At 69.4% G+C, this 25,375-nt stretch carries 25 protein-coding genes and 1 other RNA gene; 21 read left to right on the top strand and 5 right to left on the bottom strand.

Annotated features, from left to right (window positions below):
- Window positions 1-5 precede the first annotated feature (5 nt).
- Both OG966_RS40810 and OG966_RS15645 read left to right on the top strand, forming a co-directional pair.
- Window positions 6-263 (top strand): DUF6959 family protein, encoded by a 258-nt coding sequence (locus OG966_RS40810; RefSeq protein WP_406731845.1) that lies wholly within the window; start codon window positions 6-8, stop codon window positions 261-263.
- Window positions 264-629: 366 nt separating this feature from the next.
- Window positions 630-1,880, top strand: a complete 1,251-nt coding sequence (locus OG966_RS15645) for a helix-turn-helix domain-containing protein (RefSeq protein WP_326650240.1) — start codon at window positions 630-632, stop codon at window positions 1,878-1,880.
- A gap of 165 nt (window positions 1,881-2,045) precedes the next feature.
- On the opposite strand, the gene OG966_RS15640 is transcribed toward OG966_RS15645, so the two are convergent.
- Window positions 2,046-2,288 carry a hypothetical protein gene (locus OG966_RS15640; RefSeq protein WP_326650239.1) on the bottom strand — a complete coding sequence of 81 codons (243 nt, stop codon included), beginning with the start codon at window positions 2,286-2,288 and terminating at the stop codon, window positions 2,046-2,048.
- A gap of 16 nt (window positions 2,289-2,304) precedes the next feature.
- Here OG966_RS15640 and OG966_RS15635 point away from each other — a divergent pair, with 16 nt between their 5' ends.
- Window positions 2,305-2,616: a hypothetical protein gene (locus tag OG966_RS15635; protein ID WP_326650238.1), complete on the top strand. Its 312-nt coding sequence runs from the start codon at window positions 2,305-2,307 to the stop codon at window positions 2,614-2,616.
- A 354-nt stretch (window positions 2,617-2,970) separates the two neighbouring features.
- Window positions 2,971-3,624, top strand: a complete 654-nt coding sequence (locus OG966_RS15630) for an LPXTG cell wall anchor domain-containing protein (protein WP_326650237.1) — start codon at window positions 2,971-2,973, stop codon at window positions 3,622-3,624.
- Window positions 3,625-3,704: 80 nt separating this feature from the next.
- Here OG966_RS15630 and OG966_RS15625 read toward each other — a convergent pair whose 3' ends face one another.
- Window positions 3,705-3,899 (bottom strand): hypothetical protein, encoded by a 195-nt coding sequence (locus OG966_RS15625; protein ID WP_326650236.1) that lies wholly within the window; start codon window positions 3,897-3,899, stop codon window positions 3,705-3,707.
- A gap of 247 nt (window positions 3,900-4,146) precedes the next feature.
- Between OG966_RS15625 and ftsE the strand changes: the two genes are divergently transcribed.
- The 5 genes from ftsE (at window position 4,147) to ssrA (ending at window position 8,057) form a co-directional block, all read left to right on the top strand.
- Complete coding sequence (gene ftsE, locus OG966_RS15620) at window positions 4,147-4,836, top strand: cell division ATP-binding protein FtsE (RefSeq protein ID WP_326650234.1); 690 nt, start codon at window positions 4,147-4,149, stop codon at window positions 4,834-4,836.
- 32 nt (window positions 4,837-4,868) lie between these two features.
- Window positions 4,869-5,786, top strand: coding sequence for a permease-like cell division protein FtsX (ftsX, locus tag OG966_RS15615; protein WP_326650233.1), 918 nt, complete (start codon window positions 4,869-4,871; stop codon window positions 5,784-5,786).
- A gap of 67 nt (window positions 5,787-5,853) precedes the next feature.
- Window positions 5,854-7,011, top strand: coding sequence for a S41 family peptidase (locus tag OG966_RS15610; protein ID WP_326650231.1), 1,158 nt, complete (start codon window positions 5,854-5,856; stop codon window positions 7,009-7,011).
- A gap of 18 nt (window positions 7,012-7,029) precedes the next feature.
- On the top strand, window positions 7,030-7,509 hold the full coding sequence (gene smpB / locus OG966_RS15605) for an SsrA-binding protein SmpB (RefSeq protein ID WP_326650230.1): 480 nt from the start codon (window positions 7,030-7,032) through the stop codon (window positions 7,507-7,509).
- Window positions 7,510-7,672: 163 nt separating this feature from the next.
- Window positions 7,673-8,057, top strand: a transfer-messenger RNA (tmRNA) gene (ssrA, locus tag OG966_RS15600).
- 86 nt (window positions 8,058-8,143) lie between these two features.
- On the opposite strand, the gene OG966_RS15595 is transcribed toward ssrA, so the two are convergent.
- On the bottom strand, window positions 8,144-8,569 hold the full coding sequence (locus tag OG966_RS15595) for a hypothetical protein (RefSeq protein ID WP_326650229.1): 426 nt from the start codon (window positions 8,567-8,569) through the stop codon (window positions 8,144-8,146).
- 90 nt (window positions 8,570-8,659) lie between these two features.
- Window positions 8,660-9,844: an MFS transporter gene (locus OG966_RS15590; protein WP_326655227.1), complete on the bottom strand. Its 1,185-nt coding sequence runs from the start codon at window positions 9,842-9,844 to the stop codon at window positions 8,660-8,662.
- Window positions 9,845-10,005: 161 nt separating this feature from the next.
- On the opposite strand from OG966_RS15590, the gene OG966_RS15585 reads away from it, so the two are divergent.
- The 6 genes from OG966_RS15585 (at window position 10,006) to OG966_RS15560 (ending at window position 17,912) form a co-directional block, all read left to right on the top strand.
- Complete coding sequence (locus tag OG966_RS15585; RefSeq protein ID WP_326655225.1) at window positions 10,006-10,959, top strand: LysR family transcriptional regulator; 954 nt, start codon at window positions 10,006-10,008, stop codon at window positions 10,957-10,959.
- 292 nt (window positions 10,960-11,251) lie between these two features.
- A complete protein-coding gene (locus OG966_RS15580; RefSeq protein ID WP_326650227.1) occupies window positions 11,252-11,791 on the top strand; it encodes a hypothetical protein in 540 nt (179 codons plus the stop codon).
- Between the two features lie 74 nt (window positions 11,792-11,865).
- On the top strand, window positions 11,866-13,989 hold the full coding sequence (locus tag OG966_RS15575; RefSeq protein ID WP_326655224.1) for a glycosyltransferase: 2,124 nt from the start codon (window positions 11,866-11,868) through the stop codon (window positions 13,987-13,989).
- The gene (locus OG966_RS15570; RefSeq protein ID WP_326650225.1) at window positions 13,986-15,179 is read left to right on the top strand and encodes an acyltransferase family protein; all 1,194 of its coding nucleotides are present in this window, start codon (window positions 13,986-13,988) and stop codon (window positions 15,177-15,179) included. The genes OG966_RS15575 and OG966_RS15570 overlap by 4 nt, the downstream gene beginning before the upstream one ends.
- A gap of 106 nt (window positions 15,180-15,285) precedes the next feature.
- On the top strand, window positions 15,286-16,647 hold the full coding sequence (locus tag OG966_RS15565) for a nitrate/nitrite transporter (RefSeq protein ID WP_326650223.1): 1,362 nt from the start codon (window positions 15,286-15,288) through the stop codon (window positions 16,645-16,647).
- Between the two features lie 125 nt (window positions 16,648-16,772).
- Window positions 16,773-17,912 (top strand): uroporphyrinogen-III synthase, encoded by a 1,140-nt coding sequence (locus OG966_RS15560; RefSeq protein WP_326650222.1) that lies wholly within the window; start codon window positions 16,773-16,775, stop codon window positions 17,910-17,912.
- Here the strand turns inward: OG966_RS15560 and OG966_RS15555 are convergent.
- On the bottom strand, window positions 17,861-18,430 hold the full coding sequence (locus tag OG966_RS15555; protein ID WP_326650221.1) for an anthrone oxygenase family protein: 570 nt from the start codon (window positions 18,428-18,430) through the stop codon (window positions 17,861-17,863). The two genes, OG966_RS15560 and OG966_RS15555, sit on opposite strands and share 52 nt — an antisense overlap.
- 81 nt (window positions 18,431-18,511) lie before the next feature.
- On the opposite strand from OG966_RS15555, the gene OG966_RS15550 reads away from it, so the two are divergent.
- From OG966_RS15550 to OG966_RS15525, 6 genes are all read left to right on the top strand, one after another.
- Window positions 18,512-19,048 carry a GNAT family N-acetyltransferase gene (locus OG966_RS15550; RefSeq protein ID WP_326650219.1) on the top strand — a complete coding sequence of 179 codons (537 nt, stop codon included), beginning with the start codon at window positions 18,512-18,514 and terminating at the stop codon, window positions 19,046-19,048.
- A 116-nt stretch (window positions 19,049-19,164) separates the two neighbouring features.
- Complete coding sequence (locus OG966_RS15545) at window positions 19,165-20,418, top strand: serine hydrolase domain-containing protein (RefSeq protein ID WP_326650218.1); 1,254 nt, start codon at window positions 19,165-19,167, stop codon at window positions 20,416-20,418.
- A 122-nt stretch (window positions 20,419-20,540) separates the two neighbouring features.
- The gene (locus OG966_RS15540) at window positions 20,541-21,134 is read left to right on the top strand and encodes a CGNR zinc finger domain-containing protein (protein WP_326650216.1); all 594 of its coding nucleotides are present in this window, start codon (window positions 20,541-20,543) and stop codon (window positions 21,132-21,134) included.
- Between the two features lie 131 nt (window positions 21,135-21,265).
- Complete coding sequence (locus tag OG966_RS15535; RefSeq protein ID WP_108148995.1) at window positions 21,266-21,853, top strand: sigma-70 family RNA polymerase sigma factor; 588 nt, start codon at window positions 21,266-21,268, stop codon at window positions 21,851-21,853.
- Complete coding sequence (locus OG966_RS15530) at window positions 21,850-22,683, top strand: anti-sigma factor family protein (RefSeq protein ID WP_326650214.1); 834 nt, start codon at window positions 21,850-21,852, stop codon at window positions 22,681-22,683. The genes OG966_RS15535 and OG966_RS15530 overlap by 4 nt, the downstream gene beginning before the upstream one ends.
- 91 nt (window positions 22,684-22,774) lie before the next feature.
- Window positions 22,775-25,141: a HelD family protein gene (locus tag OG966_RS15525; protein WP_326655223.1), complete on the top strand. Its 2,367-nt coding sequence runs from the start codon at window positions 22,775-22,777 to the stop codon at window positions 25,139-25,141.
- The last annotated feature ends 234 nt before the right edge of the window (window positions 25,142-25,375 follow it).

Here is a 25,375-nt window from a genome sequence, read left to right as displayed (position 1 = left end):
AGTTGATGGAGATTGAGCTCCTCGGGGAGAGTGGCAATTGCGCCCTGGCGTCTCGCGCCAGTCGGCAGTTTCCTGGACTGCTAATCCAAGGGGACACACTCAACTCGCTGAGAGAAGTTGCAGGCGGTCTTGTGAGTGAACTCGAATCAGGAGCTGTCGAGGACGGTCGATTCTCTGCAATGGAGATTAAGGAGGCGCTTGACGAGTTCGTTGCCACCTATGAGCGTCTGATGAGAGAGGCAGGCCGTTCCCTTCCGTACTGAATTGGCATCCCTCAGATGCTTTGACGGCAACGCGATCGGACGGCTTCTGGAGTGGTTGCGATGGGCATCGGGGCGCACCGCAGCCACTCCGGCGAGTTGTCGAGCAGGCGTCCCCTGATCTACGTAGCCAAGGCGTCCGCTCAGGACACGAGGGTGTCTAGTCACGGGAGCAGATGGCGGTGGAGTGGCACAGGCGGCGGACCCGGAGGTGGCGCACGAGCAGGATGTGGCTTGGTCCTGCTTCCCTCTTGGGCCAACCCCTATGATTAGGGCGCCTCTTCGGGTGACGTGGGCCGATCCTTGCTCCCCTGGGAGCCTTGCGTCGTACTCTGCTGTGAAGTGGGTTGCGCAGAGAGGGGCAGGGCCATGCCGTCCGATGTCACCGCTAACCCCCTCATCGAGCCCATCGCGTTCGGTCAGCGGATGCAGGTCCTGCGCACCCGCCGGGGCATGAGTCGTACCGTGCTCGCCGGGCTGATTGGGAAGTCTCCGAGCTGGGTGAAGCAAGTTGAGGGAGGGCAGCTGCAGATGCCCAAGCTGCCCATGGTGCTGCGGATCGCCGAGGCGTTGCGCGTGAGGGATCTCTCCGAGCTCATGGGTGATCAGTCCGTACCCACAGCATTGTTCGCCGGTCCGGGTCATGCGCGACTTCCGCGGGTGCGTGCGGCTATCGACGCGTATCCGTTCATGGCCGGCTTCGAGGCTCCGCCTGCTGCCCACTTGGAGGCTCGCCTTGTGCGGGCCTGGAGGGCTCGGCACTCATCGCCGAACCACCGAGACGTCGTTGGGGCCCTGTTGCCCGAGTTGATCCGTGACGCGCAGCTCGGTGTGCGGCAATCAGAGACGGCGGCTCAGCGGCGCTCGGCGCAATCGCTGCTGTCGCAGACGTACAGCCTCTGCCAGTTCTTCATCGCCTACCAGCCCGACGCTTCGCTGCTGTGGCGTGTGGTCGAGCGGGGGATGGTCGCGGCACTGGAATCGGAGGACCCGCACACGCTCGGGGTGGCGGCCTGGCTTGCCGCGCAGGCGCACCGTGACAGCGGCCCGGCCCATTTCGATGCGGCTGATGCGGTGACCTTGGAGACGATCCGCTACCTGGAGCCGCTGTTGCCGGAGGCTGGTGATGACGTGCTCGCCATCGCCGGAGCCCTCCAGTTCGAGGCGGGATACACGGCAGCGCGCCGGGGCGATACCGGCTCTGTGTGGAGGTACTGGGATGTTGCGCGAGCCATGGCCGAGCGACTGCCGACCGATTACTACCACCCCGTCACATCGTTCTCCCGGGCCGTCATAGGGGCCCACGCGGTGACCGTCGCTGTTGAGCTGCACGCGGGTGGGGAGAGTGTCAGGCAGGCTGCTGCGGCCGATGCCGCGACGATTCCATCCCGCCCGCGGCGCGCCCGGCACCGTATTGAAGAGGCCCGTGGATACCAATTGGGCGGGCAGCCCGAAGTGGCCTTGGCGGCTCTGGACAAGGCGTATGAAGCGGCCCCGGAGACCATGCGCTACAACGGCTACGCGCGCCGCATCCTCTTGGAGGAAGCAGAATCGAAGAGCCCGTCCCAGCGGCGACGGGCCAGCGAACTCGCCGTGAAGGTTGGGATGTTGGCTGCCTGACGGAAGGGGCAGGAACTCTGCCCCTTCCTCCTGCGCAGGGGACCTACGGTCGGTGGTCGTACGACTACCGAAGACCCCCGCGGCCGCGGTAACGGCCCGGGGGCGTGGTCCACCTGAAGAAAGCAGGTCGACGTGCCGCACTGTATCGCCCGTATCTTCGAGCAGTTACTGAGACTGCTGTTCCCCGCCCGTGGCCGGCACAGGGCTGTCCGGTCGGCGCCCTTCGTCGCAGCCCTGGCTGCGCCGGATTCCGCTGCCTGCGTACGTGTCCCGTCGTTGCTGCGGGGTGAGGACTCCGCGCTCGTACGCCCCTATCTCGTTGCGCACGAACAACGACTCCGCAGACAGCGCCGCCTGGTCCTGTGGCTCGCGTCGTACGGCATCGATCTCGACACCCGGAACATCCATGGGCTGGAGCCGCCTGATGGGCATGGAGCCAGCCGCCCGGCTGCTGCCCTGGACCGGCCCTGAGGGCAAGCCCTGCTACCTGCTCACGGACAAGGGTGGGGGCTATGTCTCCCGGGTCGCCGACCAGATCGAGTCCGTTCAGCTGGGAATGGGCGCCGAACTGCTCGGTCATGCGGAGGCGTTGCTCGACGACCCGCGAGCCGACGCCTTCCAGCTCCGCTATCTCTCGGCGCGGCTGACTGAAGCGCTGCGGGACGTCATGCGCGTCGCTGAAAGCCGTGGAGCCCGACTGCCCGAACCGGACACCGCCCCGCCGTCCGGACCCTGAGGGCCTCAGCGGCCAGGCAGAGCCCTATGGCAGCGCGAGTGCGGTCGAGTTTCGGATTCGCTGGCGCAAGCAACAGGAGAAGTAAGAAGACGCTTTGTCGACAAGGGAACTGCCGCCTCCGGGGCGGCAGTTCGCTTTTATGTCACAGTTGCATCCCCGCAGGTCAGGCAACCTCCCTCATACCGGACATCGCGCGCGCAACGAGCTTGACGCGTCCGCGGAAACTGGGAAAGCTGACGCGCGGCATGCGTATCTCTGGGGCGTGTGTGAACGGGGGCCGAGCGAAACCGCCCCCTACGCCGCCCGCCCCAAGCGCTGCTCCATTGACGAATAGCTACTGGGGGTAGCAGCCAGATGACCAAGAAGACGCGTATCCGTGTGGCACGTATAGCCGCCGGCGCGGTGATCGCCGCCGGTGCTTCGCTGACCGCCGCCGGTGCCGCTTCGGCCGTCGGTGTCGACATCAACGTGGGTCCCCTCGAAGTGTCGGCCAACGCCGACCAGTCGGGGCTCGACGCCGGTCTCGGTATCGACGCCGACCCGACGACGATCCCGGAGCCGACTCCGCCGGTCACGCCGCCGGTGACCCCGCCGGTCACCCCGCCGGTGACCCCTCCGGTCACGCCGCCGGTCACGCCGCCGACGACGCCGGAGCCGCCGACGACCCCGCCGACTGATAAGCCGACCGATAAGCCGACGGACAAGCCCACCGACAAGCCGACGGGCGACCCGTCCGAGGACCCGACCGGCGACGCGGGTAACGGCACCGGTGGCGACGACGCCGGCACCTGCACCGTCGACCTCGACGGTGCCAAGTGCGCGGACAACACCGACACCGACAGCGCCGGCTCCAAGCCGGTCGAGCAGGGCAAGGCCAAGGAGGAGCTGGCTGAGACCGGCGCCGCCGAGACCACCTTCCTGCTGATCGGTGCCGCGACGATGATCGCCGGTGGCATCGGCTTCCGTATGCTGCCGCGTCTCGTCGGTGGCGGACGCACCGTCGCCTAAGCGACACAGCGCGTAAGGCAGCACGTAAGAGGAGGGCCCGGGACGCCACAGCGTCCCGGGCCCTCCTCTTATACGTATGTCTACGCGGTCTGGTGCGCGGCCAGCAGCGCCAGGGCCGCTATCAGCACCACCAGCAGGGTCACCAGCGCCACCGGGCTCAGGCCGCCGAACGGGCCCTCCTGCTGCAGCCGCGCGCGGTTCGCCCGGCACACCGGGCAGCGGCCCTCGTTCACCGGGGCCGCGCAGTTGGCGCACACCAATCGGTCGTAGGTCATGCGCTCTCCTCCTCCCGCGCGCCGGAGCCGCAGGCGCGGACCGTAGGCACAGATCTCTTGGACAACGCTCAAGGAAACGCCACTGTTCCCCTACCACTGTGCCAGCTCCCGCGTGTTTCGGCGCGCCGCCCCGGTCGCGGCCATTCCGTTACGGGACAAAGTGCGCAACCCGTGACGTCGACTGCGAGTGCCGGGCTCCTTCGCGTAGTGTCACGCACACCTACCCCCGGACGACCGTGGTGCACCCGTGATCCGATTCGACAACGTCTCCAAGACCTACCCCAAGCAGAGCCGCCCAGCCCTGCGCGATGTTTCGCTCGACATCGCCAAGGGAGAGTTCATCTTCCTCGTGGGCTCGTCCGGTTCCGGAAAGTCGACCTTTCTGCGCCTCGTTCTGCGCGAGGAGCGGGCCAGCCAGGGCATGGTGCATGTCCTCGGCAAGGACCTGGCCCGGCTGTCGAACTGGAAGGTGCCGCAGATGCGCCGCCAGCTCGGCACCGTCTTCCAGGACTTCCGCCTCCTCCCCAACAAGACCGTCGCCGAGAACGTGGCGTTCGCTCAGGAGGTCATCGGCAAGCCGCGCGGAGAGATCCGCAAGGCCGTGCCCCAGGTTCTCGACCTCGTCGGCCTCGGCGGCAAGGAGGACCGGATGCCCGGTGAGCTCTCCGGTGGTGAGCAGCAGCGCGTCGCGATCGCGCGGGCCTTCGTCAACCGCCCCATGCTGCTGATCGCCGACGAGCCGACCGGAAACCTCGACCCGCAGACCTCCGTGGGCATCATGAAGCTGCTGGACCGGATCAACCGGACCGGCACCACCGTGATCATGGCGACCCACGACCAGAACATCGTCGACCAGATGCGCAAGCGCGTCATCGAGCTCGAGAAGGGCCGTCTCGTACGCGACCAGGCACGCGGCGTCTACGGCTACCAGCACTGAGACCGTACAGACTGAAAGGCTGAAAGCTCGCCATGCGCGCCCAGTTCGTCCTGTCGGAGATCGGCGTCGGTCTCCGCCGCAATCTCACGATGACCTTCGCCGTCATCGTTTCGGTAGCCCTTTCGCTCGCCCTCTTCGGCGGTGCGCTGCTCATGCGCGAGCAGGTCAGCACGATGAAGGACTTCTGGTACGACAAGGTCAACGTCTCCATCTTCCTCTGCAACAAGAACGACGCGACGACCTCGCCGAAGTGCGCCAAGGGCGCCGTCACTGCTCAGCAGAAGGAGCAGATCGAGGCCGATCTCAAGAAGATGGACGTCGTCGACACCGTCCAGAAGGAGACGGCCGACGAGGCCTACAAGCACTACCGGGAGCAGTACGGCGACACTCCCATCGCCTCCACGATCACGCCCGACCAGATGCAGGAGTCGTTCCGCGTCAAGCTGGACGACCCGGAGAAGTACAAGGTCGTCGCGACCGCGTTCGCCGGCCGGGACGGTGTGCAGTCCGTCCAGGACCAGCGCAACATCCTGGAGAACCTCTTCTCCCTCATGAACGGCATGAATGTCGCCGCGCTCTTCGTGATGGCGCTGATGCTGGTGATTGCGCTGATGCTGATCGTCAACACCGTGCGGGTGTCGGCGTTCAGCCGCCGTCGTGAGACCGGCATCATGAGACTTGTGGGAGCATCCAGCTTCTACATCCAGATGCCGTTCATCATGGAGGCCGCCTTCGCCGGTCTGCTGGGTGGTCTGGTCGCCTCCGCCATGCTGCTCGTGGGCAGGTATTTCCTGATCGACCACGGTCTGGCGCTCTCCCAGAAGATGCAACTGGTCAACTTCATCGGCTGGGACGCCGTGGTGACCAAGCTGCCTCTGGTGATCGCGATCGGGCTGCTGATGCCGGCCATGGCCGCTTTCGTCGCTTTGCGCAAGTACCTCAAGGTGTGACAAGCACCCCTGGCGCCGTACGGCCAACAGCCGTACGGCGCCCTTTGCTTGTCCTAGAGTGGGCGCCATGCCGGGCCCGGAATTCTTGCCTCGGCCCCGCCGCATCCGCCGCGGGGCGGCCCTGACGTTGGTTTTCGCCGGCGTGCTCGCCACCGCGGCCGCCACCGACGGTCTGCCGCGTGACGGCGGGAAGACGTCCCGCCCCCTTGCCGCCCGCGCCGCTGCCGCGACCGTCGACCGCGACGACGTGGCCAGGGCCGCCGCGGAGGCGATGGCGGACGGCAAGTCCGGCACGAAGGCGGCCGAGGCCGTTGTCAGCCGCAGCGGGGACCGCTGGGGCGCGGTGTACGACAAGAGCGAGTACGCGGAGTTCGAGCAGGCCCTCGACGGCGAGTACACGGGCGTCGGCCTCGGGGCCAGACGCGCCGCCGACGGGCGTGTGGAGGTGGCCAGGGTCCAGCCGGGCGGGCCCGCCGACAAGGCCGGTATCAAAGCCGGCGACCGGCTCCGCACGGTCGACGGCCTCGACGTCGACAAGCGTCCCGTCACCGACGTCGTGGCGCTGCTGCGCGGCGGCGACCGTACGAGCGTGGTCCTGGGCCTCGAGCGCGACGGCCGGAAGTGGGCCGAGACACTGCTGCGCGCCAGGCTGACCACCGAGGCGGTCACCGTCCAGCACCTCGACGGCGGGGCCGTGATGATCAAGGTCGCCTCGTTCACCAAGGGCTCGGGCGCGAAGGTACGCAACGCCGTCCGGGCCGCCCCTGCCGGGGCCGGCGTCCTGCTCGACCTGCGCGGCAACGCCGGCGGGCTGGTCGCCGAGGCCGTCACCGCCGCCTCCGCCTTCCTGGACGGCGGCCTGGTCGCCACGTACGACATAAGAGGCGAGCAGCGCGCTCTGTACGCCACGGCAGGCGGCAACACCGAGAGGCCGGTGGTCGCGCTCGTCGACGGCGGCACCATGAGCGCCGCCGAGCTGGTCACCGGGGCGCTGCAGGACCGCGGCCGCGCGATCACTGTGGGATGGCGCACCTTCGGCAAGGGCTCGGTCCAGATGCCCAGCCGCCTTCCGGACGGTTCGGTCGCCGAGCTGACCGTCGGCCACTACCGCACACCGGCGGGCCACAGCGTCGACGGCCGGGGCATCACGCCGGACCTGATGGCGGGCAAAGGGGCCGAGAAACGGGCCGAGACGGTATTGAGTGGCCTCGGGGGAGGGTCGTAGTGCGAAAATGACCGCACTATGGCAAAGGAAACAGGGCGCAAGCTGATCGCGCAGAACAAGAAGGCGCGGCACGACTACCACATCATCGACACTTACGAGTGCGGTCTCGTGCTGACGGGTACCGAGGTGAAGTCGCTGCGCCAGGGCCGGGCCTCGCTGGTGGACGGCTTCGTCCAGATCGACGGCAACGAGGCGTGGCTGCACAACGTGCATGTTCCCGAGTACACCCAGGGGACGTGGACCAACCACAGCGCGCGGCGCAAGCGGAAGCTGCTGATGCACCGTGCCGAGATCGACAAGCTCGCGTCGAAGACGCAGGAGACGGGCCACACGATCGTGCCGCTCGCGCTGTACTTCAAGGACGGCCGGGCCAAGGTCGAGATCGCGCTGGCGAAGGGCAAGAAGGAGTACGACAAGCGGCAGACGCTGAGGGAGAAGCAGGACCGGCGGGAGACGGACCGCGTGATCTCGGCGGCGAAGCGGCGTCAGCGCGCCTGAGCGCCGACGTGCCCGAGGGCCGACGTGCCTGAGCGCCGATGTGCCCGAGGGGCGGCGGTCCTGAGCGGTGGGCGCGGGGGAATAGGCTGGCACGGTCGTGCGTTGGTCACGTACGATGGCACCTGCACCTCACGGGGTGTGTACCACCTTGATAAATCAACATGGGGATGATCGGTTTCGACAGCGGATGTCGAAGCAGGGGAAGCGAGCCGAGGAAGCGGCAATGATCTCGTAAACCATATGTCGCAACCAATAATCGCCACTTCCAAGAGCGATTCCCGCGCCTTCGCGCTCGCTGCCTAATTAGCAGCTAGCGAAGGCCTTCGGGTGTCAGCCCGGGGCTGTTCCCGACCCGGATCCTGGCATCAGCTAGGGAACTAAACCTCTAAGCCCGGTCACGGGGCGTAGAGGGAAATCAAACAGTGACTGGGCCCGTCGGAGACTTGTTCGCGTGATCACCGGGGCCGAGAAAATCGCAGCGAACTGCGCTCGGAGAAGCCCTGTTTCTGCACCGTTGGACGCGGGTTCGATTCCCGCCATCTCCACAATTCCCATGTGAGGCGAAGGCCCGGCTGCCACGGCAGCCGGGCCTTCGTCGTGTCTACGGCGTGCGAGCCGGCGTGCTTGCCGAGGCTCAGGCCGCCGGCTGGTGGCCGCCGGTCAGCACTCCGAGCAGGTGATCCATCTCGCTGCGCCAGATGCGGTGCACATTCATCCGGGTCGGCTGCGGCTGCCCGGGCAGCTGGAAGCGGAACGAGCTCCAGATGGTGTTGCGCTTGACGTCACCGATCATTCCGACGACTTCGGCCGGCTGCAGTGCGAAGGCGATCTCCTGCGGGCGGTTGCTCATCCGGCCCGCCTTGTGGACGACCACGGCCTGCTCGGTCACGGTGATGAAGTAGTACGTCAGAAACGCCTGGCCTATCAGGCCGAGCATGCTCATCAGCCACACACTGGGGCCGGCGATGGCCTGGATGGTGACGATCGGCCGGTCGGCCGGATTGGCCTGTGTGATGGCGGCAGCCACCTGCTGCTGGATGGTTGCCTTCTTGATGGCCATGGGCCCTCCCCTGAGCGGAACGCAGGCCCCCGCTTGGGGGCGGTGCAGCGTATCGCCCTGTCCCGAGCGGCATCCGCCCGGGGGCGGGGGTCAGGGCCGCCCCTTCGCCGCCGCGGACAGCAGCAGCGCGACCGCGGCTGCCGCGAGTGGGACCAGGTATCCGTACGGTCTGCTCGCGTGCTCCACCGTCCAGCCGCCCGTCGCCGAGCCGGCGGCTATGCCGCCGAGCAGCGCGGTGACCGCGAGCGTCATGCCCTCGTTCAACCGGCCTTCCGGGGTCAGGCGTTGGACCAGCGTCATACCGGTGACCATGGTCGGGGCCGTGGCCATGCCGGCCAGCAGCAGCGCTCCGGCCAGCGTGAGCAGCGAGCCGGTGGCGGCGGCGAGCAGCGGCAGTGACATCAGCGCCGTCATCGCGGCGACGCAGGTCAGCAGGCGGCGCGGAAGGCTGCGGGCGGGGCGTACGGAACCGTAGAGCAGGCCCGCCGCGCACGACCCGGCCGCCTGGAGCGCGAGCACCGCGCCCGCGGCGCTCGCATGCCCGCGGTCGTCCGCGAACGCGATCGTCACGACCTCCATGGAGCCGAAGACCGCTCCCGTGGCGAGGAAGACGGCGAGCATCGCGGGCATTCCCGGCGTACGGAGCGGGGATCCGGTGTGTGTCGGGAATGCGGCCGGCGGAGGTTCGGTGGAGCGCTGGGCGGCGAAGATCAGTACGCCTGTCAGCAGCAGGATCGCACCGGTCAGCGTGCCCGCCTCGGGGAAGAGCGCGGAGCACAGGAACGCCGCGAGCACCGGGCCGAGCATGAAGCACAGCTCGTCGGCGGCCTGCTCGAAGGAGTTCGCCGTGTGCAGCGCGGCCGCGTCGCCCCGGTGGAGGTGGGCCCAGCGGGCGCGGGACATGCCGCCGGTGTTGGGGGTGGTGGCCGTGGCGGCGTACGTGGCGAAGAGCGTCCAGTCGGGCGCGCCGAAACGTACGCACAGCAGCAGCGCGAGCGAGCCGAGGGCGGCGAGCGCGGTGGCGGGCACGGCGATACGGGCCTGCCCGTGCCGGTCAACGAGCCGGGCGGTCCATGGCGCGACCAGCGCGGTGACGGCGAGGCCGGTCGCGGTGACGGCTCCGGCGAGGGCGTACGAGCCACGGGACCCGGCGATCATGATGACGGCGCTCACGCTGAACATGCCCATGGGGAGGCGGGCGATGAGGTTGCCGAGGGTGAAGGCCGCGGCGCCCTGCGGCTCGAAGAGCCGGCGGTAGGGGGCGAGGCGGGACATTCCCCGAACGGGCCCTCCGCAGGCGTCGGCAGTGGTCGACTGCGGGGAGTCGGTTGATTGCGGCATGGGGCAACCCTCGCCGCGGCCCTCCTGCCGCGTCCAACACCTGCTCCCGCCCCATTGACGCACCCGCGTTGTAGATTCACCGCGTGCCCCAGGACATGGACCCCCGGCTGCTCCGCGCCTTCACCGCCGTCGCCGACGAGCTGCACTTCACCCGTGCCGCCGCCCGGCTGTATGTCGCGCAGCAGGCCCTCAGTCGAGATATCCGGAGGCTGGAGCGGGAGTTGGGTGCCGAGCTGTTCGTACGGACCACCCGCCGGGTGACCCTCACGGCCGACGGCGAGCGGCTGCTGCCGTACGCCCGGCGGGTGCTTCTGGCCCAGGACGAACTGCTGGCCGCCTCCTCCGGCGCGTCCCGGCCGCTACTCGTCGACCTCAACGGCGAGGGCATGGCATCCGGCCGGGTGCTGGCCCGGGCCCGTGAACTCGCCCCGGAGTGCGAGCTGATGGCCCGCTTCGAGAGCGGGCTGACGGGCGCCGCCGCCGAGATCCTGGCGGGGCGGCTCGATGTCTCCTTCGGGCGCTTCGCCGGGCTCGAGCCCGGCATACGGACGCTCCTGTCCCACCAGCCCGTGCGGTACGAGCCGATGGCCGTACTGCTGCCGCACGACCACCCTCTCGCCAACACACCCCGGATCCCGTTGAACGCTATGGCGGGCGAGACCGTATATGCCGGTGCGGGCAATCCGCGCACCCTGGAGTGGACGGATCTGGCGCGCCGCCTGTTCGCGGGGCGCGGGATCGCGATAGCGCCGCCGGCGCCCGTGGCGGTCGGTGCCGAGGAGTTCCGGAGGGTGATGGCCAAGACGCGTAACCCGGTCCTGGCCGTCGTGGACTTTCCGGCCATGCCGGACACCGTGCTGCGCCCGATCGTCGACCCCGTACCGCTGTCACCGCTCTCGCTGGTGTGGCGCAGAGGATTGCGCCACCCCGGAGTGGACGCGCTTCGAGCGGCGGCCACCCAACTGGCCTCGCAAGAGGGATGGCTGGAACGGGACCCTTCTGGTTGGTTGCCGGAATGTGACATGTCGCTGATGTGTGACAACAACTGACACAGGGGACCCGGGTGTCATCGGTGTGCGCTACATTCTGGGTCCGGGTGCATGGGGTATGGGGGCGTTCGGATTGGGTGGGGACCCGGTCCGGCAAACACCGGTCAGTCGTATGCGCGCTCGATTTTCAGTCAGTGGGGGTGTGTGTACAACTGTGGATAATTGGCATGAAGATTCCCGTATCGGTCATACTCATGAGCCGTACGAAGTCACTGTCCAACTGGACGGACTTGGCCGAATACTGGGGGATCTACCGCCCGAGCCGACTCCGCATGAGGGCTCCGACGGACCGGTGTTCGTCGATGAGAGCGGCCGCCGCAGCAAGAAGTTCCGTCGCCTCGGCTGGGTCTTCGCCATCGCCTGCGCCTGCTATGCCGTGACGCTCGTCGCCGCCCTCGTCGGCGGCAACTCCAGCGCGCCCTGGCTGCCCGGCATAGGCCAGCAGGGCAAGGAGCAGACCGACAAGGTCGAGATACAGCCCGCCCCCACCGACGGCGCCTCCGTGGCGGCCACCCCCGGCGGCGTACCCGGCGCCCCCACCCCGACCGACTCCACCGGCGCCGTGCTGCCGCAGCCGTCGGGCGGTGTGTCGAACGGCATCTCCGGCGGAGTGCCGGCCACGCCGGGCCCCGGCGCCTCCGGCTCCGCGTCGCCCAAGCCCTCCGGCGGCGGCGGCCTTCCCGGTCCCGGGCCCTCCGCCTCCTCCTCCCCGGGCGCCGGCGGAAGCGATCCGGGACCCGAGCCCGAAGGCAGCCCCTCCGTTCCCGTTCCGCCCGACCCCGGTCCGACCGGCGGCGCGACCGAGCCACCCATGCAAGAAGGCGCGCTCTAGAAATGACACTCCCCATCAACACGGCCCCGCGGCGGCGGCGGAGAGCCCGGCGCACCGTACGGCGCAGGCTGCCCATGCGCTATCTGCTGCCCGTGGTCTTTCTCGTCGCGCTGCTCGCCATGCTGATGCTGCGCGGCTATGTGCACAGCGAGATCCTCGCCGACCACCGCGTCCGTCCCCCGGTGGCCACCGACCAGGTCCCCGACGAGATCCTCGAGGGCGGACCGGTCATCGACGCCCGCGGCAAGGCCGCACCCAGGGCGCTGAGCATCCCCGACAAACAGCTCGTGCTCACCTTCGACGACGGTCCGGACCCCGTCTGGACGCCGAAGGTGCTGGACAAGCTGAAGCAGTACAACGCCCACGGCGTCTTCTTCGTCACCGGCACCATGACCTCCCGCCACCCCGAGCTGGTGGAACGGATGGTGCGGGAGGGGCACGAGGTGGGTCTGCACACCTTCAACCACCCCGACCTCTCCTTCCAGTCCACCTCCCGCATCGACTGGGAGCTCTCGCAGAACCAGCTGGCGATCGCGGGCGCGGCGGGCATCCGTACCTCCCTCTTCCGGCCGCCGTACTCCTCCTTCGCGGACGCCATGGACAACAAGTCCTGGCCGGTCACCCAGTACATCGGCAGCCGCGGCTACATCACCGCCCTCAACAACACCGACTCCGAGGACTGGAAGCGCCCCGGCGTCGACGCGATCATCAAGCAGGCCACACCCAAGGGCACCCAGGGCTCGATCGTGCTGATGCACGACTCCGGCGGCGACCGCTCCCAGACCGTCGCCGCCCTCGGCCGCTTCCTGCCGCAGATGAAGGCCAGGGGCTACCGCTTCGCCAACCTCACCGAGGCGCTCGGCGCCCCCAGCGCCCACACCGTCGTCACCGGTCCCGAGCTGTGGAAGGGCAAGGCGTTCGTCGCCGCCGTCGCCTTCTCGGAGAACACCACCGAGGTCCTGGTCGTCGGCCTGGCCGCGATCGGTGTGCTGGTCTTCGCGCGCTTCGGGCTGATGCTGCTGCTCTCCTTCGCGCACGCCCGCAAGGTGCGCAGGCCCGGCTTCAGCTGGGGCCCGCCGATCACCGGACCCGTGTCCGTGCTCGTCCCCGCGTACAACGAACGCGAGTGCATAACCAACACGGTGCGTTCGCTGATGGCGAGCGACCATCCCATCGAGGTCATCGTCATCGACGACGGCTCCACCGACGGCACCGCGGACATCGTCGAGGCGCTGCGGCTGCCGAATGTCCGCGTTGTACGCCAGGAGAATTCCGGAAAGCCCGCAGCCCTCAACAACGGCATCCGGCACGCCCGTTACGAGATCGTCGTGATGATGGACGGCGACACCGTCTTCGAGCCGTCGACCGTGGGCGAGCTGGTACAGCCCTTCGGAGACATGCGCGTCGGCGCGGTCGCGGGCAACGCCAAGGTCGGCAACCGCGACAGCCTGATCGGGGCCTGGCAGCACATCGAGTACGTGATGGGCTTCAACCTGGACCGCAGAATGTACGACCTGCTGGGCTGCATGCCCACCATCCCCGGTGCGGTCGGCGCCTTCCGCCGCCAGGCCCTGGAGCGCGTCGGCGGCATGAGCGAGGACACCCTCGCCGAGGACACCGACATCACCATGGCCATGCACCGCGACGGCTGGCGCGTCGTCTACGCCGAGCGGGCGCGCGCCTGGACCGAGGCGCCGGAGACCGTGCAGCAGCTGTGGTCCCAGCGCTACCGGTGGTCGTACGGCACCATGCAGGCAATCTGGAAGCACCGCGGCGCCCTGGTCGAACGCGGAGCTTCGGGCCGCTTCGGCCGGGTGGGCCTGCCGCTGGTCTCCCTCTTCATGGTCCTCGCGCCGCTGCTGGCCCCGCTGATCGACGTCTTCCTGCTGTACGGACTGGTCTTCGGCCCCACCCAGAAGACGATCGCCGCCTGGCTCGGAGTCCTCGCGATCCAGATCGTCTGCGCCGCGTACGCCTTCCGGCTCGACCGCGAGCGCATGATCCATCTGATCTCGCTGCCTCTCCAGCAGCTCCTCTACCGGCAGCTGATGTACGTCGTACTGCTGCAGTCCTGGATAACGGCGCTGACCGGCGGCCGGCTGCGCTGGCAGAAGCTGCGGCGTACGGGAACGGTGGAGGCGCCCGGAGTGATACCGAACCAGCGGCGCAGCAGTGAGGACCGGAGGCCGGTCGCATGAGCCACAGCTCCACGGCCGCCGGGACGCCGGACCTGGCGGCCGCCGGGCCGCCTCCCCGCCCGGGCCGCGACCGCTATCTCGACCTGCTGCGCTCCGTCGCGCTGGTCCGCGTCGTCGTCTACCACATCTTCGGCTGGGCCTGGCTGACGATTCTCTTCCCGTCCATGGGCGTGATGTTCGCGCTCGCGGGCTCACTGATGGCGCGCTCGCTGTCACGGCCCGCGCTCGGGGTGATCCGCGGCCGTATCCGCAGGCTGCTGCCGCCGCTGTGGGCGTTCTCGGCGTTCCTTGTGCCGCTGATGTTCCTGGGTGGCTGGAAGCCCGACAAGAAGGACGGCCTGTGGTGGTGGGCCGACCTGCTCAACTACCTCTTCCCGGTCGGCGCCCCGCCGTTCCCCTGGTCCCTCGGCGACAAGTCCGGCCTGCTGGAGACCACCTGGGCGGTGCAGGCCGGCGAACCGCTCTGGTATCTGCGCACCTACCTGTGGTTCGTGATCGCGTCGCCGCTGCTGCTGTGGGCCTTCCGCAAGGCGCCGTGGGCGACGCTGCTCGCCCCGGTCGCTCTGTGCGCCGTCGTGGGCACCGACCTGGTGAAGATCCCCGGGGAGACGGGCTACGCCATCGTCGACTTCGCGACCTTCGGTGCCTGCTGGATCCTCGGTTTCGCCCACCACGAGGGCCTGCTGCAGCAGATCCCGCGCCATCTCGCGCTGTCCAGTTCCGCACTGGTGATGGCCTTCGGCCTGTGGTGGGCCTCGGGCCACCAGACCGTGGACGGCTGGGACCTGAACGACATCCCGCTGGCCCAGGCCACCTGGTCGCTCGGCTTCGTGGTGATCCTGCTGCAGTACTCCCCGTCCTGGCAGCAGCTTCCCGGCGGGCTCGCCCGGTTCGACAAGTACGTCACACTGTCCAACAACCGCGCGGTGACGATCTACCTCTGGCACAACACCCTGATCATGGCGACGATCCCACTGCTCGACCTGTTGTGGGACATCCCGTTCGTCGACGCGCACCTGGGCGGGGCACTGGAAGCGGTTTACACACCCCTGATGTTTGTGGTGGTCTGGCCGCTCATCGGGCTGATAATCGTGGCAGTGGGCTGGATCGAGGATCTGGCGGCGAAACGGAGGCCGCGACTGTGGCCGACGGGCGCTCGTAAGGCGAAGGACGGCTCACACCGGCGCTGACCGCCGGGTGAGAGCAAGGTTGCGTACCGGTCACCTCACGCCACCTGGACGGAAACGCGCCGTCCATACCGTCGCTTCCACGACCCGAGGACCGTGGAGGCACGTGATGGCTGGCCGATGGATCGAACAGTGGGACCCGGAGGACGAGACCTTCTGGCGAGCGACGGGGGAGAAGATCGCCCGGCGTAATCTCGCCTTCTCCGTGCTGAGTGAACATATTGGATTCTCCATCTGGACCCTGTGGTCCGTGATGGTGCTCTTCATGGGGCCGCAGTACGGCATCGACCCGGCCGGCAAGTTCTTCCTGATCGCCACGGCGACGCTGGTCGGCGCGGTGATCAGGGTGCCGTACACCTTCGCAGTCGCCCGCTTCGGCGGCCGCAACTGGACCATCTTCAGCGCACTGATGCTCCTGCTGCCGACCGGCGCGGCGTACGCGGTGATGGAGCCCGGCACCTCGTACACCACCTTCCTGGTGGTCGCGGCGCTCACCGGCGTCGGCGGAGGCAACTTCGCCTCGTCGATGACGAACATCAACTCCTTCTTCCCGCTCCGCAAGAAGGGCTGGGCCCTCGGGCTCAACGCGGGCGGCGGCAACATCGGCGTGCCGGTGGTGCAGCTCGTGGGCCTGCTGGTGATCGGGACGGCCGGGGCGACCCATCCGCGCGTCGTGCTGGGCCTGTACATCCCGCTGATCGTGCTGGCCGCGGTGTGCGCGGCGCTGTGGATGGACAACCTCGCGCCGGTGAAGAACGACACCGGAGCGGCCAAGGAGGCGGTCCGTGACGCCCACACCTGGATCATGGCGTTCCTCTACATCGGGACCTTCGGCTCCTTCATCGGCTACAGCTTCGCCTTCGGTCTCGTCCTGCAGACGCAGTTCGGCCGTACGCCGCTGCAGGCCGCGTCGCTCACCTTCATCGGGCCGCTGCTCGGCTCACTGATCCGGCCCGTCGGCGGTCTGCTCGCCGACCGGTTCGGCGGGGCGCGCATCACCCTGTGGAACTTCGTGGCCATGGCGGCAGCGACCGGAGTGGTCGTCGCCGCCTCGATCCAGGAATCCCTGTCCGTCTTCCTCATCGGATTCATCGCGCTGTTCGTACTGACCGGGCTCGGGAACGGCTCGACGTACAAGATGATCCCCGGCATCTTCAACGCCAAGGCCCTGGCCAAGGGCATGACGGGCGAGGCGGCGGACGCGTACGGCCGCCGGCTGTCCGGGGCCTCGATGGGGCTGATCGGCGCCGTGGGCGCGCTCGGCGGCCTCGGCATCAACCTCGCCTTCCGGCAGTCCTTCCTGACCGCCGGGACCGGGACAAGCGCCTTCATCGCCTTCCTCGCCTTCTACGCGGCGTGCTCGGTGGTCACCTGGGCGGTCTACCTTCGCCGGCCCGCCGTCACCCCTGTGCCGGCCGAGGAGGCTGAGGCGGCAGAGACGAAGCCGCAGCTCGGCTACGCCCGGGTGTGAGCGGAACGACACAGGAGGGTCCCGCCGTAACGGCTGGGAAATGTGGATGAACCGAGCCTGTCACGCACCGTTGGCAGGCTCGGCCGCCACATCCGTACAGGGTGGGACAGAGTAGGGACGATCACATGCAAGACAATCAGCACGGCCCCCTCGCCGGATTCACCGTCGGCGTCACCGCCGCCCGGCGCGCCGACGAGCTCGGCGCGCTGCTCCGGCGCCGCGGTGGCGCCGTCCTGCACGCCCCGGCCCTGCGTATCGTCCCGCTCGCCGACGATGCCGAGCTCCTCGCCGCCACCAAGGAGTTGATCGACCATGCGCCCGATGTCGTGGTCGCGACGACCGCGATCGGCTTCCGCGGCTGGGTGGAGGCCGCGGACGGCTGGGGGTACGGCGAAGAACTGCTGACCCGGCTGCGCGGTGTGGAGCTGCTGGCGCGCGGCCCCAAGGTGAGGGGGGCGATCCGCGCCGCGGGGCTCACCGAGGAGTGGTCGCCCGCCTCCGAATCCATGGCCGAGGTCCTCGACCGGCTGCTGGGGGAGGGCGTCGAAGGCCGCCGTATCGCGCTCCAGCTGCACGGCGAACCGCTGCCCGGATTCGTCGAGTCGCTACGGGCCGCGGGCGCCGATGTCGTCGTCGTACCGGTCTACCGGTGGATGGCGCCGGAGGATCTCGGTCCGCTCGACCGTCTCCTCGACGCGACCGTCTCCCGTGCCCTGGACGCCGTCACCTTCACCAGCGCCCCGGCCGCCGCCTCGCTGCTCTCCCGCGCCGAGACCCGCGGCCAGCTCCCCGAGCTGCTGCGCGCACTCGACCACGATGTACTGGCGGCCTGCGTGGGGCCGGTCACCGCGCTGCCGCTGCAGGCCGTGGGCGTCACCACGGTGCAGCCGGAGCGCTTCCGGCTCGGCCCGCTCGTCCAGCTGCTCGGCCTTGAGCTGCCCTCCCGCGCCCGTACGCTCCCGGTCGCCGGACACCGCATCGAGATCCGCGGCCACGCGGTCCTGGTCGACAACGACCTGCGCCCCGTGCCGCCCGCCGGAATGGCCCTGCTGCGCGCCCTTTCCCGGCGCCCCGGCTGGGTCGTCTCCCGCTCCGACCTGCTGGGCGCGCTGCCGGGTGCGGGCAGGGACGAGCACGCCGTCGAAACGGCCATGGCCCGGCTGCGTACGGCGCTGGGCGTGCCCAAGCTGATCCAGACCGTCGTCAAGCGGGGCTACCGGCTGGCGCTGGACCCGGCCGCCGACACCAAGTACGCCGACGTCTGACGTACGAGAGCGGTCGCCCGCCACAGGCAGGCAAGAGCCGCCGTGGACAGCACCAGGCGCACCACGTTCCAGAAGACCCACGGGTCCTCGAACCTTTCGCGCACGGCGGCCGGATCGGCGATCCGGGCCGGGCTCCCGGCCGCTGCCAGCTCGTCGTTGAGCGGAATGTTCACCGCCATGGTCACCAGCAGCACCGCGGCGTACAGCGCCAGCGCCGCCTGCACCCACCAGCGCGTCGGGGAGCGGCGCTGCTGCCAGGCCGCGACGGCGGCCAGAATCAGCGCACCGAAGAAGCCGGCGAAGAAGACGGGATTCTGGATCACCTCGTTGATGTTCTGCATCACCTCGACGTAGATCCGGTCGTCGCTGCGCGCCAGCGCCGGCATCACGGAGGTCGCGTACGCGTACCAGACGCCCGCGACCAGGCCGTTGGCCACTGTCGCCGCCCCGAGGACGGCCCGTGCGCCGCCGCCTGCCGGCCTGCTCCCTGGTCTGCCCGCTGCCTTGTTCTGTGTCATGTCGTCAGTCAAGCGGCGGCAGTTGCCCTTCTCCATGGGTGAGCGTCGCAACCCCATGTCCAGGCGTCTACGGTACGCAGGATGAGCACTGATCCTGTTCGTCTCAGCCCGGACGGCCCGGCCGACGCCGCGCGCCTCGCCGGGGCCGTGGCCCGCGCCCTGGTCCGGAACCGCGACCATATGCGCCCCTGGGAGCCGCACCGGTCCGCCGCGTTCTTCACGCCCGAGGGGCAGGCCGTCCGGCTCGCGCCCGATCCGGCGGTCAGGCGCTGGCACCTCACCGACGGCCGCCGCGTCGTCGGCGAGGCCAGTCTCACCGGCATTGAACTCGGCCCCTTCCGCAGCGCGAGTCTCGGCTACTGGATCGACGCCGAGTACACCGGCCGCGGCCTCGCCACCCGAGCGGTCGAGGAGGTCTGCCGGGCGGCCCGCGAGGAGCTCGGCCTGCACCGTATCCAGGCGGGCACCCTCCTCGACAACGCCGCCTCCCAACGCGTGCTCGCCAAGTGCTCCTTCGAGGTCATCGGCACGGCCCCGCGCTATCTGCACATCAACGGCGAGTGGCGTGACCACCGGCTCTTCCAGCGGGTTCTGCACAACGATCCGCCGACGCCCTGAAGTTCACGTCCCCAGGTATGCAACCTGCCCGGGTGTCCGGCGCGTACAGAAGTTGCCGACGTCGCATCAGCGGCGCGGCCCGCACCGGAATGGAGAGCAATCAGATGGTCTCAGGCATGGTGGGCACAGGCATGGTCGGCAGAGGTACGGCGCTGGGGGCGGTCCTGCTGTCTCTGCTGGCAGTCCCCGCGCAGGCGGCGTCAGCCACGACGACCGCATCCGCCGCCGGGAACACGCACTCGCCCGCCGCCGGGAAGTCGCCGGCGCCCGATCTGGCGGGCCTTCAGGCGGTGTTGCGCGAGGCGCTGGCCAAGGGTGCGCCCGGCGCGATGGCGAGGATCGAGGACCAGGGCACGGTGTACCGCGCGACCGCGGGCGTGGCGGACCGGGCCACCGGGCGGGCGATCAGTACCGAGGACCGCTTCCGGGTCGGCAGCGTCACCAAGAGCTTCTCATCGGTGGTCCTGCTCCAACTCGTCGACGAGGGCAGGCTCGACCTCGACACCTCGGTCAACACGTATCTGCCGGGCCTGCTGCCCGACGACCGGATCACGGTGCGCCATCTGCTGAGCCACCGCCGCGGTCTGTACGACTACACCAACGACATGTTCGACAAAACGGTCCCGGGCTTCGAATCCGTACGCAACAAGGTCTTCACCTACCAGGAGTTGGTCGACCTGTCGCTGGCGAAGCCGCTGGGGAACCAGCCGGGCGCCGCATACGCGTACTCCAACACCAACTTCGTGGTCGCGGGCATGCTCATCGAGAAGCTGACCGGCCACACCGTGCACACGGAGTACCGGAACCGGATCATCGAGCCGCTGAAGCTGCGCGACACCTTCTACGTGCACCCCGACACCGCCCTTCCGGGTCGCTACACCAGGGGCTATCTCCGGCCCGACGAAGCCGGGGCGCCGCTCGTCGACTCCACCCGGCAGACCGTCTCCTGGGCCCAGAGCGCGGGTGCGATGATCTCCAGCGCCCGTGATCTGGACACGTTCTTCTCCGCGCTGCTGCGCGGCAGGCTGATCTCCGCAGCCCAACTGGCGCAGATGCAGCAGTGGACCCCGGTCAACAGCGTCCAGGGCTACGGCCTCGGTCTGCGCCGCCGCGATCTGTCCTGCGGCGTCTCGGTGTACGGGCACACGGGCACCGTCCAGGGCTACTACACCTATGCCTTCACCTCGAAGGACGGGAGGCGCAGCGTCACCGCCGTCGCCAACACCTCGAACAATGTCGATGTGCTGAACACCATGGCTCGCACGCTGGATGCCGCCTTCTGCGGCAAGCAGCCGGCCGCGTCCACCGCGCGCAGCGCGGCCCCCGTCGACCGGTACGAGGACATCGCTCCGGGCATCGCACGCCACTGACACCGGACAACGCGGCCGGACCGGGCAGGAGGAGGGGTTCCGGCCGCGCCCCGGGACAGGCACTCTGAGAGGGGACGGCACACACCGGCAACCTCCGAGACTCCCGAGGCGGTGACAGGCGCATGACGGCGGGCATGGGCTCGTACGACTGGCGGTTCGACTCAGGGCGCATCTGCCTGGACCTGGTGGCGACCTCGGAGACAGCCGTCGGCGCCGAAGAGCCGCTGGCGGAGGCCGGACGGCTCGGGCAGTGGCTGGTGGGGGCGGGGCTGGTGCCCGCGGGGACCCCGCTCCCGGCCGTCGACGGCCACTGGGCAGCCAGGTTCGCCGAGTTGCGGGAGAGTGTCGGGCAGCTGGTGCGGGCCGAGATCGACGGCCGGCTCGCCGAGTCCGCTCTGGAGCGTGTCAATGTCTTCGCGGCCGGGCCGCCGCCCGGCGTCAGAGCCGTACGCGCTCCGGACGGCTCGCTGGTACGGGCGCTGAGCACCGCGCCCGAGTGCGGGGCGCTGCTCGCAGCCGTCGCCCGCGACGCCGTCGAGCTGCTGACCGACCCGGTGGCCCGGGCCCGGCTGCGGCGGTGCGAGGGCGACAACTGCCGCCGCGTCTACCTCGACACCTCGCGGGGACGGCGGCGCCGCTGGTGCTCCAGCGAGGTGTGCGGGAACCGCGAGCGGGTCGCCAGACACCGTCGCAGGGCCGCCGTGGCGAGGGCCTGAGCCCCGTTCCGGGTGCCTCCGTAAAAGATCTTGAAAGTTTTTCGGCCTGCGTTGAGTGATGCGTCTGTGGTCCCCGTAGTGATGGGGGAGAAGCAGTCAGCCGAAATCAGGGTCTCGACCGGGAGGTTCAGGTGCGCAAGGATGCGGCCGTGGCCGATGACCGTCCGCAAAGGGCCCGCCATCGCAGCGAGAAGCCACGCATCGACTCCTCAGCACCTGACGAGGAACTCATGCGCGCGCTGTATCGCGAACATGCGGGACCATTGCTTGCTTATGTACTGCGCCTCGTTGCCGGCGATCGCCAGCGCGCCGAGGACGTGGTGCAGGAGACGCTCATCCGTGCCTGGAAGAACGCCGGTCAGCTCAACCGAGCGACCGGCTCTGTCCGACCCTGGCTGGTGACGGTGGCACGCCGCATCGTCATCGACGGTCACCGCAGCCGGCAGGCCCGGCCGCAGGAGGTCGATCCGTCGCCGCTGGAGGTCATGCCCGCGGAGGACGAGATCGACAAGGCGTTGTGGCTGATGACGCTCTCAGATGCGCTCGATGATTTGACGCCCGCCCACAGGGAAGTGTTGGTCGAGACGTATTTCAAGGGCCGCACGGTCAATGAGGCGGCCGAAACGCTCGGCATACCCAGTGGGACGGTGCGATCCCGGGTGTTCTACGCACTCCGTTCCATGAAGCTCGCTCTGGAGGAGAGGGGGGTCACGGCATGACCATGTATGAGCAGGAATCCGTACACGATGCGGTCGGCGCATACGTGCTCGGCATTCTCGACGACGCGGACGCCTCCGCCTTCGAGGCGCATCTGGCGGGCTGCGACATCTGCGCCACCCACCTCGAAGAGTTCTCCGGGATGGAGCCGATGCTGGCCATGCTGGCGGAGGCCCCGGCACCGGCCCGGCCCTCGAATGTGCTGAACATGCCGGGTCGGCATGCCATGCCGGGGACGGAGTTCCCGCCGTCGAGGCCCGTTCCCGTGGTGCCCACGGCGCCCAGCCCCAAGCTGCTCGGCGGACTGCTCGACGAGGTCGCGGCCAAGCGGGCGCAGAAGCGCCGGCGTGGGATGTACCTGGTCGCGGCCGCCGCGGCGCTGATCATCGGTGGTCCCGCCGTCGCGGTCGTCGTCACGGCGGACGACACCGGCAGCAATCAGGCGAGCGCCGACCCGCACCCCACCAGTCCCGCCGAGGACGCCTTCTTCAACCACATGGACGAGAAGGTCCGGGCGACGGACGCGACGACCAAGGTCAGCGCGACCGTCGGCATGGAGAAGAAGGCCTGGGGCACCCACACCGTTCTCGAACTGAAGAACGTCAAGGGTCCGCTGAAGTGCAACCTGGTCGCCGTCTCCAAGAGCGGCGAGCAGGAGGTCGTCACCTCCTGGGCGGTGCCGAAGTGGGGTTACGGGATCGAGAACAGCCCGAACGAGTTGGGCAAGAACCCGCTCTACGTCCATGGCGGCGCGGCGATGGACCGCAACGACATCGACCACTTCGAGGTCCGTACGTTTGACGGCAAGCGACTGGTGGAGGTCGAAGCCTGACAGATTCGCCCCCTTCGCGTACGGTTGACGGCTGCCCAGTGCACGTCAGAAGGGGGCCTCGGTGGCCGCGCAGGATGCCGCTGTTGATTCCATGGTCGAATCCGCCGCAGACACGGTCAGAGACCGTGAAATCGGTGTCGAGCAGGAACATCTCGACCAGGTGTACCGCCGCCTCGAGGAGAAGATCCACGAGGCGGAGTTCCTGATGAACGACGCCGCCAAACGTGGCCAGGTCGGCACGCCGGGCGCGCTCGCCGAGCGGGACGCCCAGGTCTTCAGGGCCGGTGTCCACCTCAACCGCCTGAACAACGAATTCGAGGACTTCCTCTTCGGCAGGATCGACCTGCTGTACGGCAAGGACGGCCAGAAGGGCCCGGACGGGGCGTACACCTCGGTCGAGCCCGCCGACGACGCCGTACGCGCCGACAACACCGCCGACATCGGCGAGACCCTGCACATCGGCCGTATCGGCGTTCTCGACTCCGACTACGCGCCGCTGGTCATCGACTGGCGGGCCCCGGCCGCCGCGCCCTTCTACCGCTCGACACCGGTCGATCCCGGCCGGGTCGTACGCCGCCGGGTCATCCGCTCGAAGGGCCGGAAGGTCCTCGGCGTCGAGGACGACCTGATGCGCCCCGAGCTGACCGCCACGCTGGACGGCGCCGCGCTCCCGGTCATCGGGGACGGCGCGCTGATGGCGGCGCTCGGACAGGCCCGCAGCCACTCGATGCGGGACATCGTCGCCTCCATCCAGGCGGAACAGGATCTGGTGATCCGCGCCCCGGCCGCTTCCGTGACGTATGTCGAGGGCGGCCCGGGGACCGGCAAGACCGCGGTGGCCCTGCACCGGGCGGCGTATCTGCTCTACCAGGACCGCAGGAGATACGCGGGCGGCATCCTCATCGTCTCGCCGACCCCACTGCTCGTCGCGTACACCGAGGGCGTGCTGCCGTCGCTGGGCGAGGAGGGGCAGGTCGCGATCCGCGCGGTCGGCAATCTGGTCGACGGCGCGGAGGCCACGGCATACGACGAACCGGCCGTCGCCCGGATCAAGGGCTCCTCGCGGATGCTGAAGGTGCTGCGCAAGGCCGCGCGGGGCGCGCTGGAGCTGTCGGGACCCGCGGTGGAGCCGGAGGGGCAGCTCGCCTTCGGGGAGGAGCCCCAGGCCCCGTCCGGAGCCCCCGACCGGCTGCGCGTCGTGGCCTTCGGCCGCCGCCTCGAGGTCGAGGCCGACGAGCTCGACCGCATCCGCCACAACGTCCTGGGCGGCACCACCCCGGTCAATCTGCTGCGCCCGCGTGCCCGCAGGCTGCTGCTGGACGCCCTCTGGTCGAAGTCCGGATCCGCGGGGCGCGGTGCGTCTTCCTCTCTCGGTGACCCCGAGCTCGCCGCCGAGCTGCGCTCCTCCTTCGACGAGGACGTCGCCGCCGAGGACAGCTTCATCGAGTTCCTGGACGCGTGGTGGCCGGAGCTGACCCCGCGCGGCGTGCTCGTGGCGATGGCCGACGAGCGACGGCTGGGCCGGTGGGCGCGGCGTGTTCTCAACCCGGGCGAGGTGCGGCGTCTCGCCCGCTCGCTGCGGCGGCTCGGCGACGACGGCCGGGGCCCGCTCTCCGTGCACGACGTGGCGCTCCTGGACGAGCTGGGGACACTCCTCGGCACCCCCGCCCGTCCGCGCAGGAAGCGCGAACTGGACCCGCTGGACCAGCTCACCGGTCTGGAGGAGCTGATGCCGCAGCGCGAGGAGTCGCAGCGCGAACGTGCCGAGCGGCTGGCGCAGGAACGTACCGAGTACGCGCACGTCATCGTCGACGAGGCGCAGGACCTGACTCCGATGCAGTGGCGGATGGTCGGCCGCCGCGGCCGGCACGCCACCTGGACGGTCGTCGGCGATCCGGCGCAGTCGTCCTGGTCGTCCCCGGACGAGGCGGCCGAAGCACGCGACGAGGCGCTCGGCAGCCGTCCGCGCCGCCGCTTCGAGCTGACCGTCAACTACCGCAATCCGGCCGAGATCGCCGAGCTGGCGGCCAAGGTGCTGGCGCTCGCCATGCCGGGCATGGAGTCGCCGTCCGCGGTCCGCTCCACGGGCGTCCGGCCGCGCTTCGCGGTGGTGCCGAACGCTGATCGCGCCGCGGTCGTCAGGGCGGAGGCGCAGCGACTGCTGGACCAGGTGGACGGCACGGTCGGTGTCGTCGTAGCGATGAACCGGCGCGAACAGGCGGCGCGTTGGCTGGCCGGGCTCGGCGAGCGTGTGGTGGCGCTCGGCTCGCTGGAGGCGAAGGGGCTGGAGTACGACGCGACGGTCGTCGTCTCGCCCGCGGAGATCGCGGACGAGTCCCCGGCCGGGCTGCGGGTGTTGTACGTGGCGCTGACGCGCGCGACGCAGCAGCTCACGGTGGTCTCGGACCGGCGCGACGAGCCGGACGCGAACGGCGTGCCCGATCTCCTGCGGGACTGATCGGTGACTGATCCGGAAACGGTCCGGGACCGATGGGGAGTCCCGGGCCGGTCCGGAGCGGGCCCGGGGCCGGACGGACGGTGATCCGAGCTGATTGCGAGTCGGCCTGCGATGCGGGAATCGCTTACCGGGGCGGTTTGTTAGCCTGGGGGTGGCACCGACCCGATCCAAGCCCCCGGGCCCAACCTTCGTCGCCACGAGCGACCACTTGCCGCGAGGCGAGCATGGCGGGTC

The organism is Streptomyces sp. NBC_01750 (assembly GCF_035918095.1).
In the GTDB taxonomy this organism is placed as follows: domain Bacteria; phylum Actinomycetota; class Actinomycetes; order Streptomycetales; family Streptomycetaceae; genus Streptomyces.
This window is presented reverse-complemented; position numbering and strand designations above follow the sequence as displayed.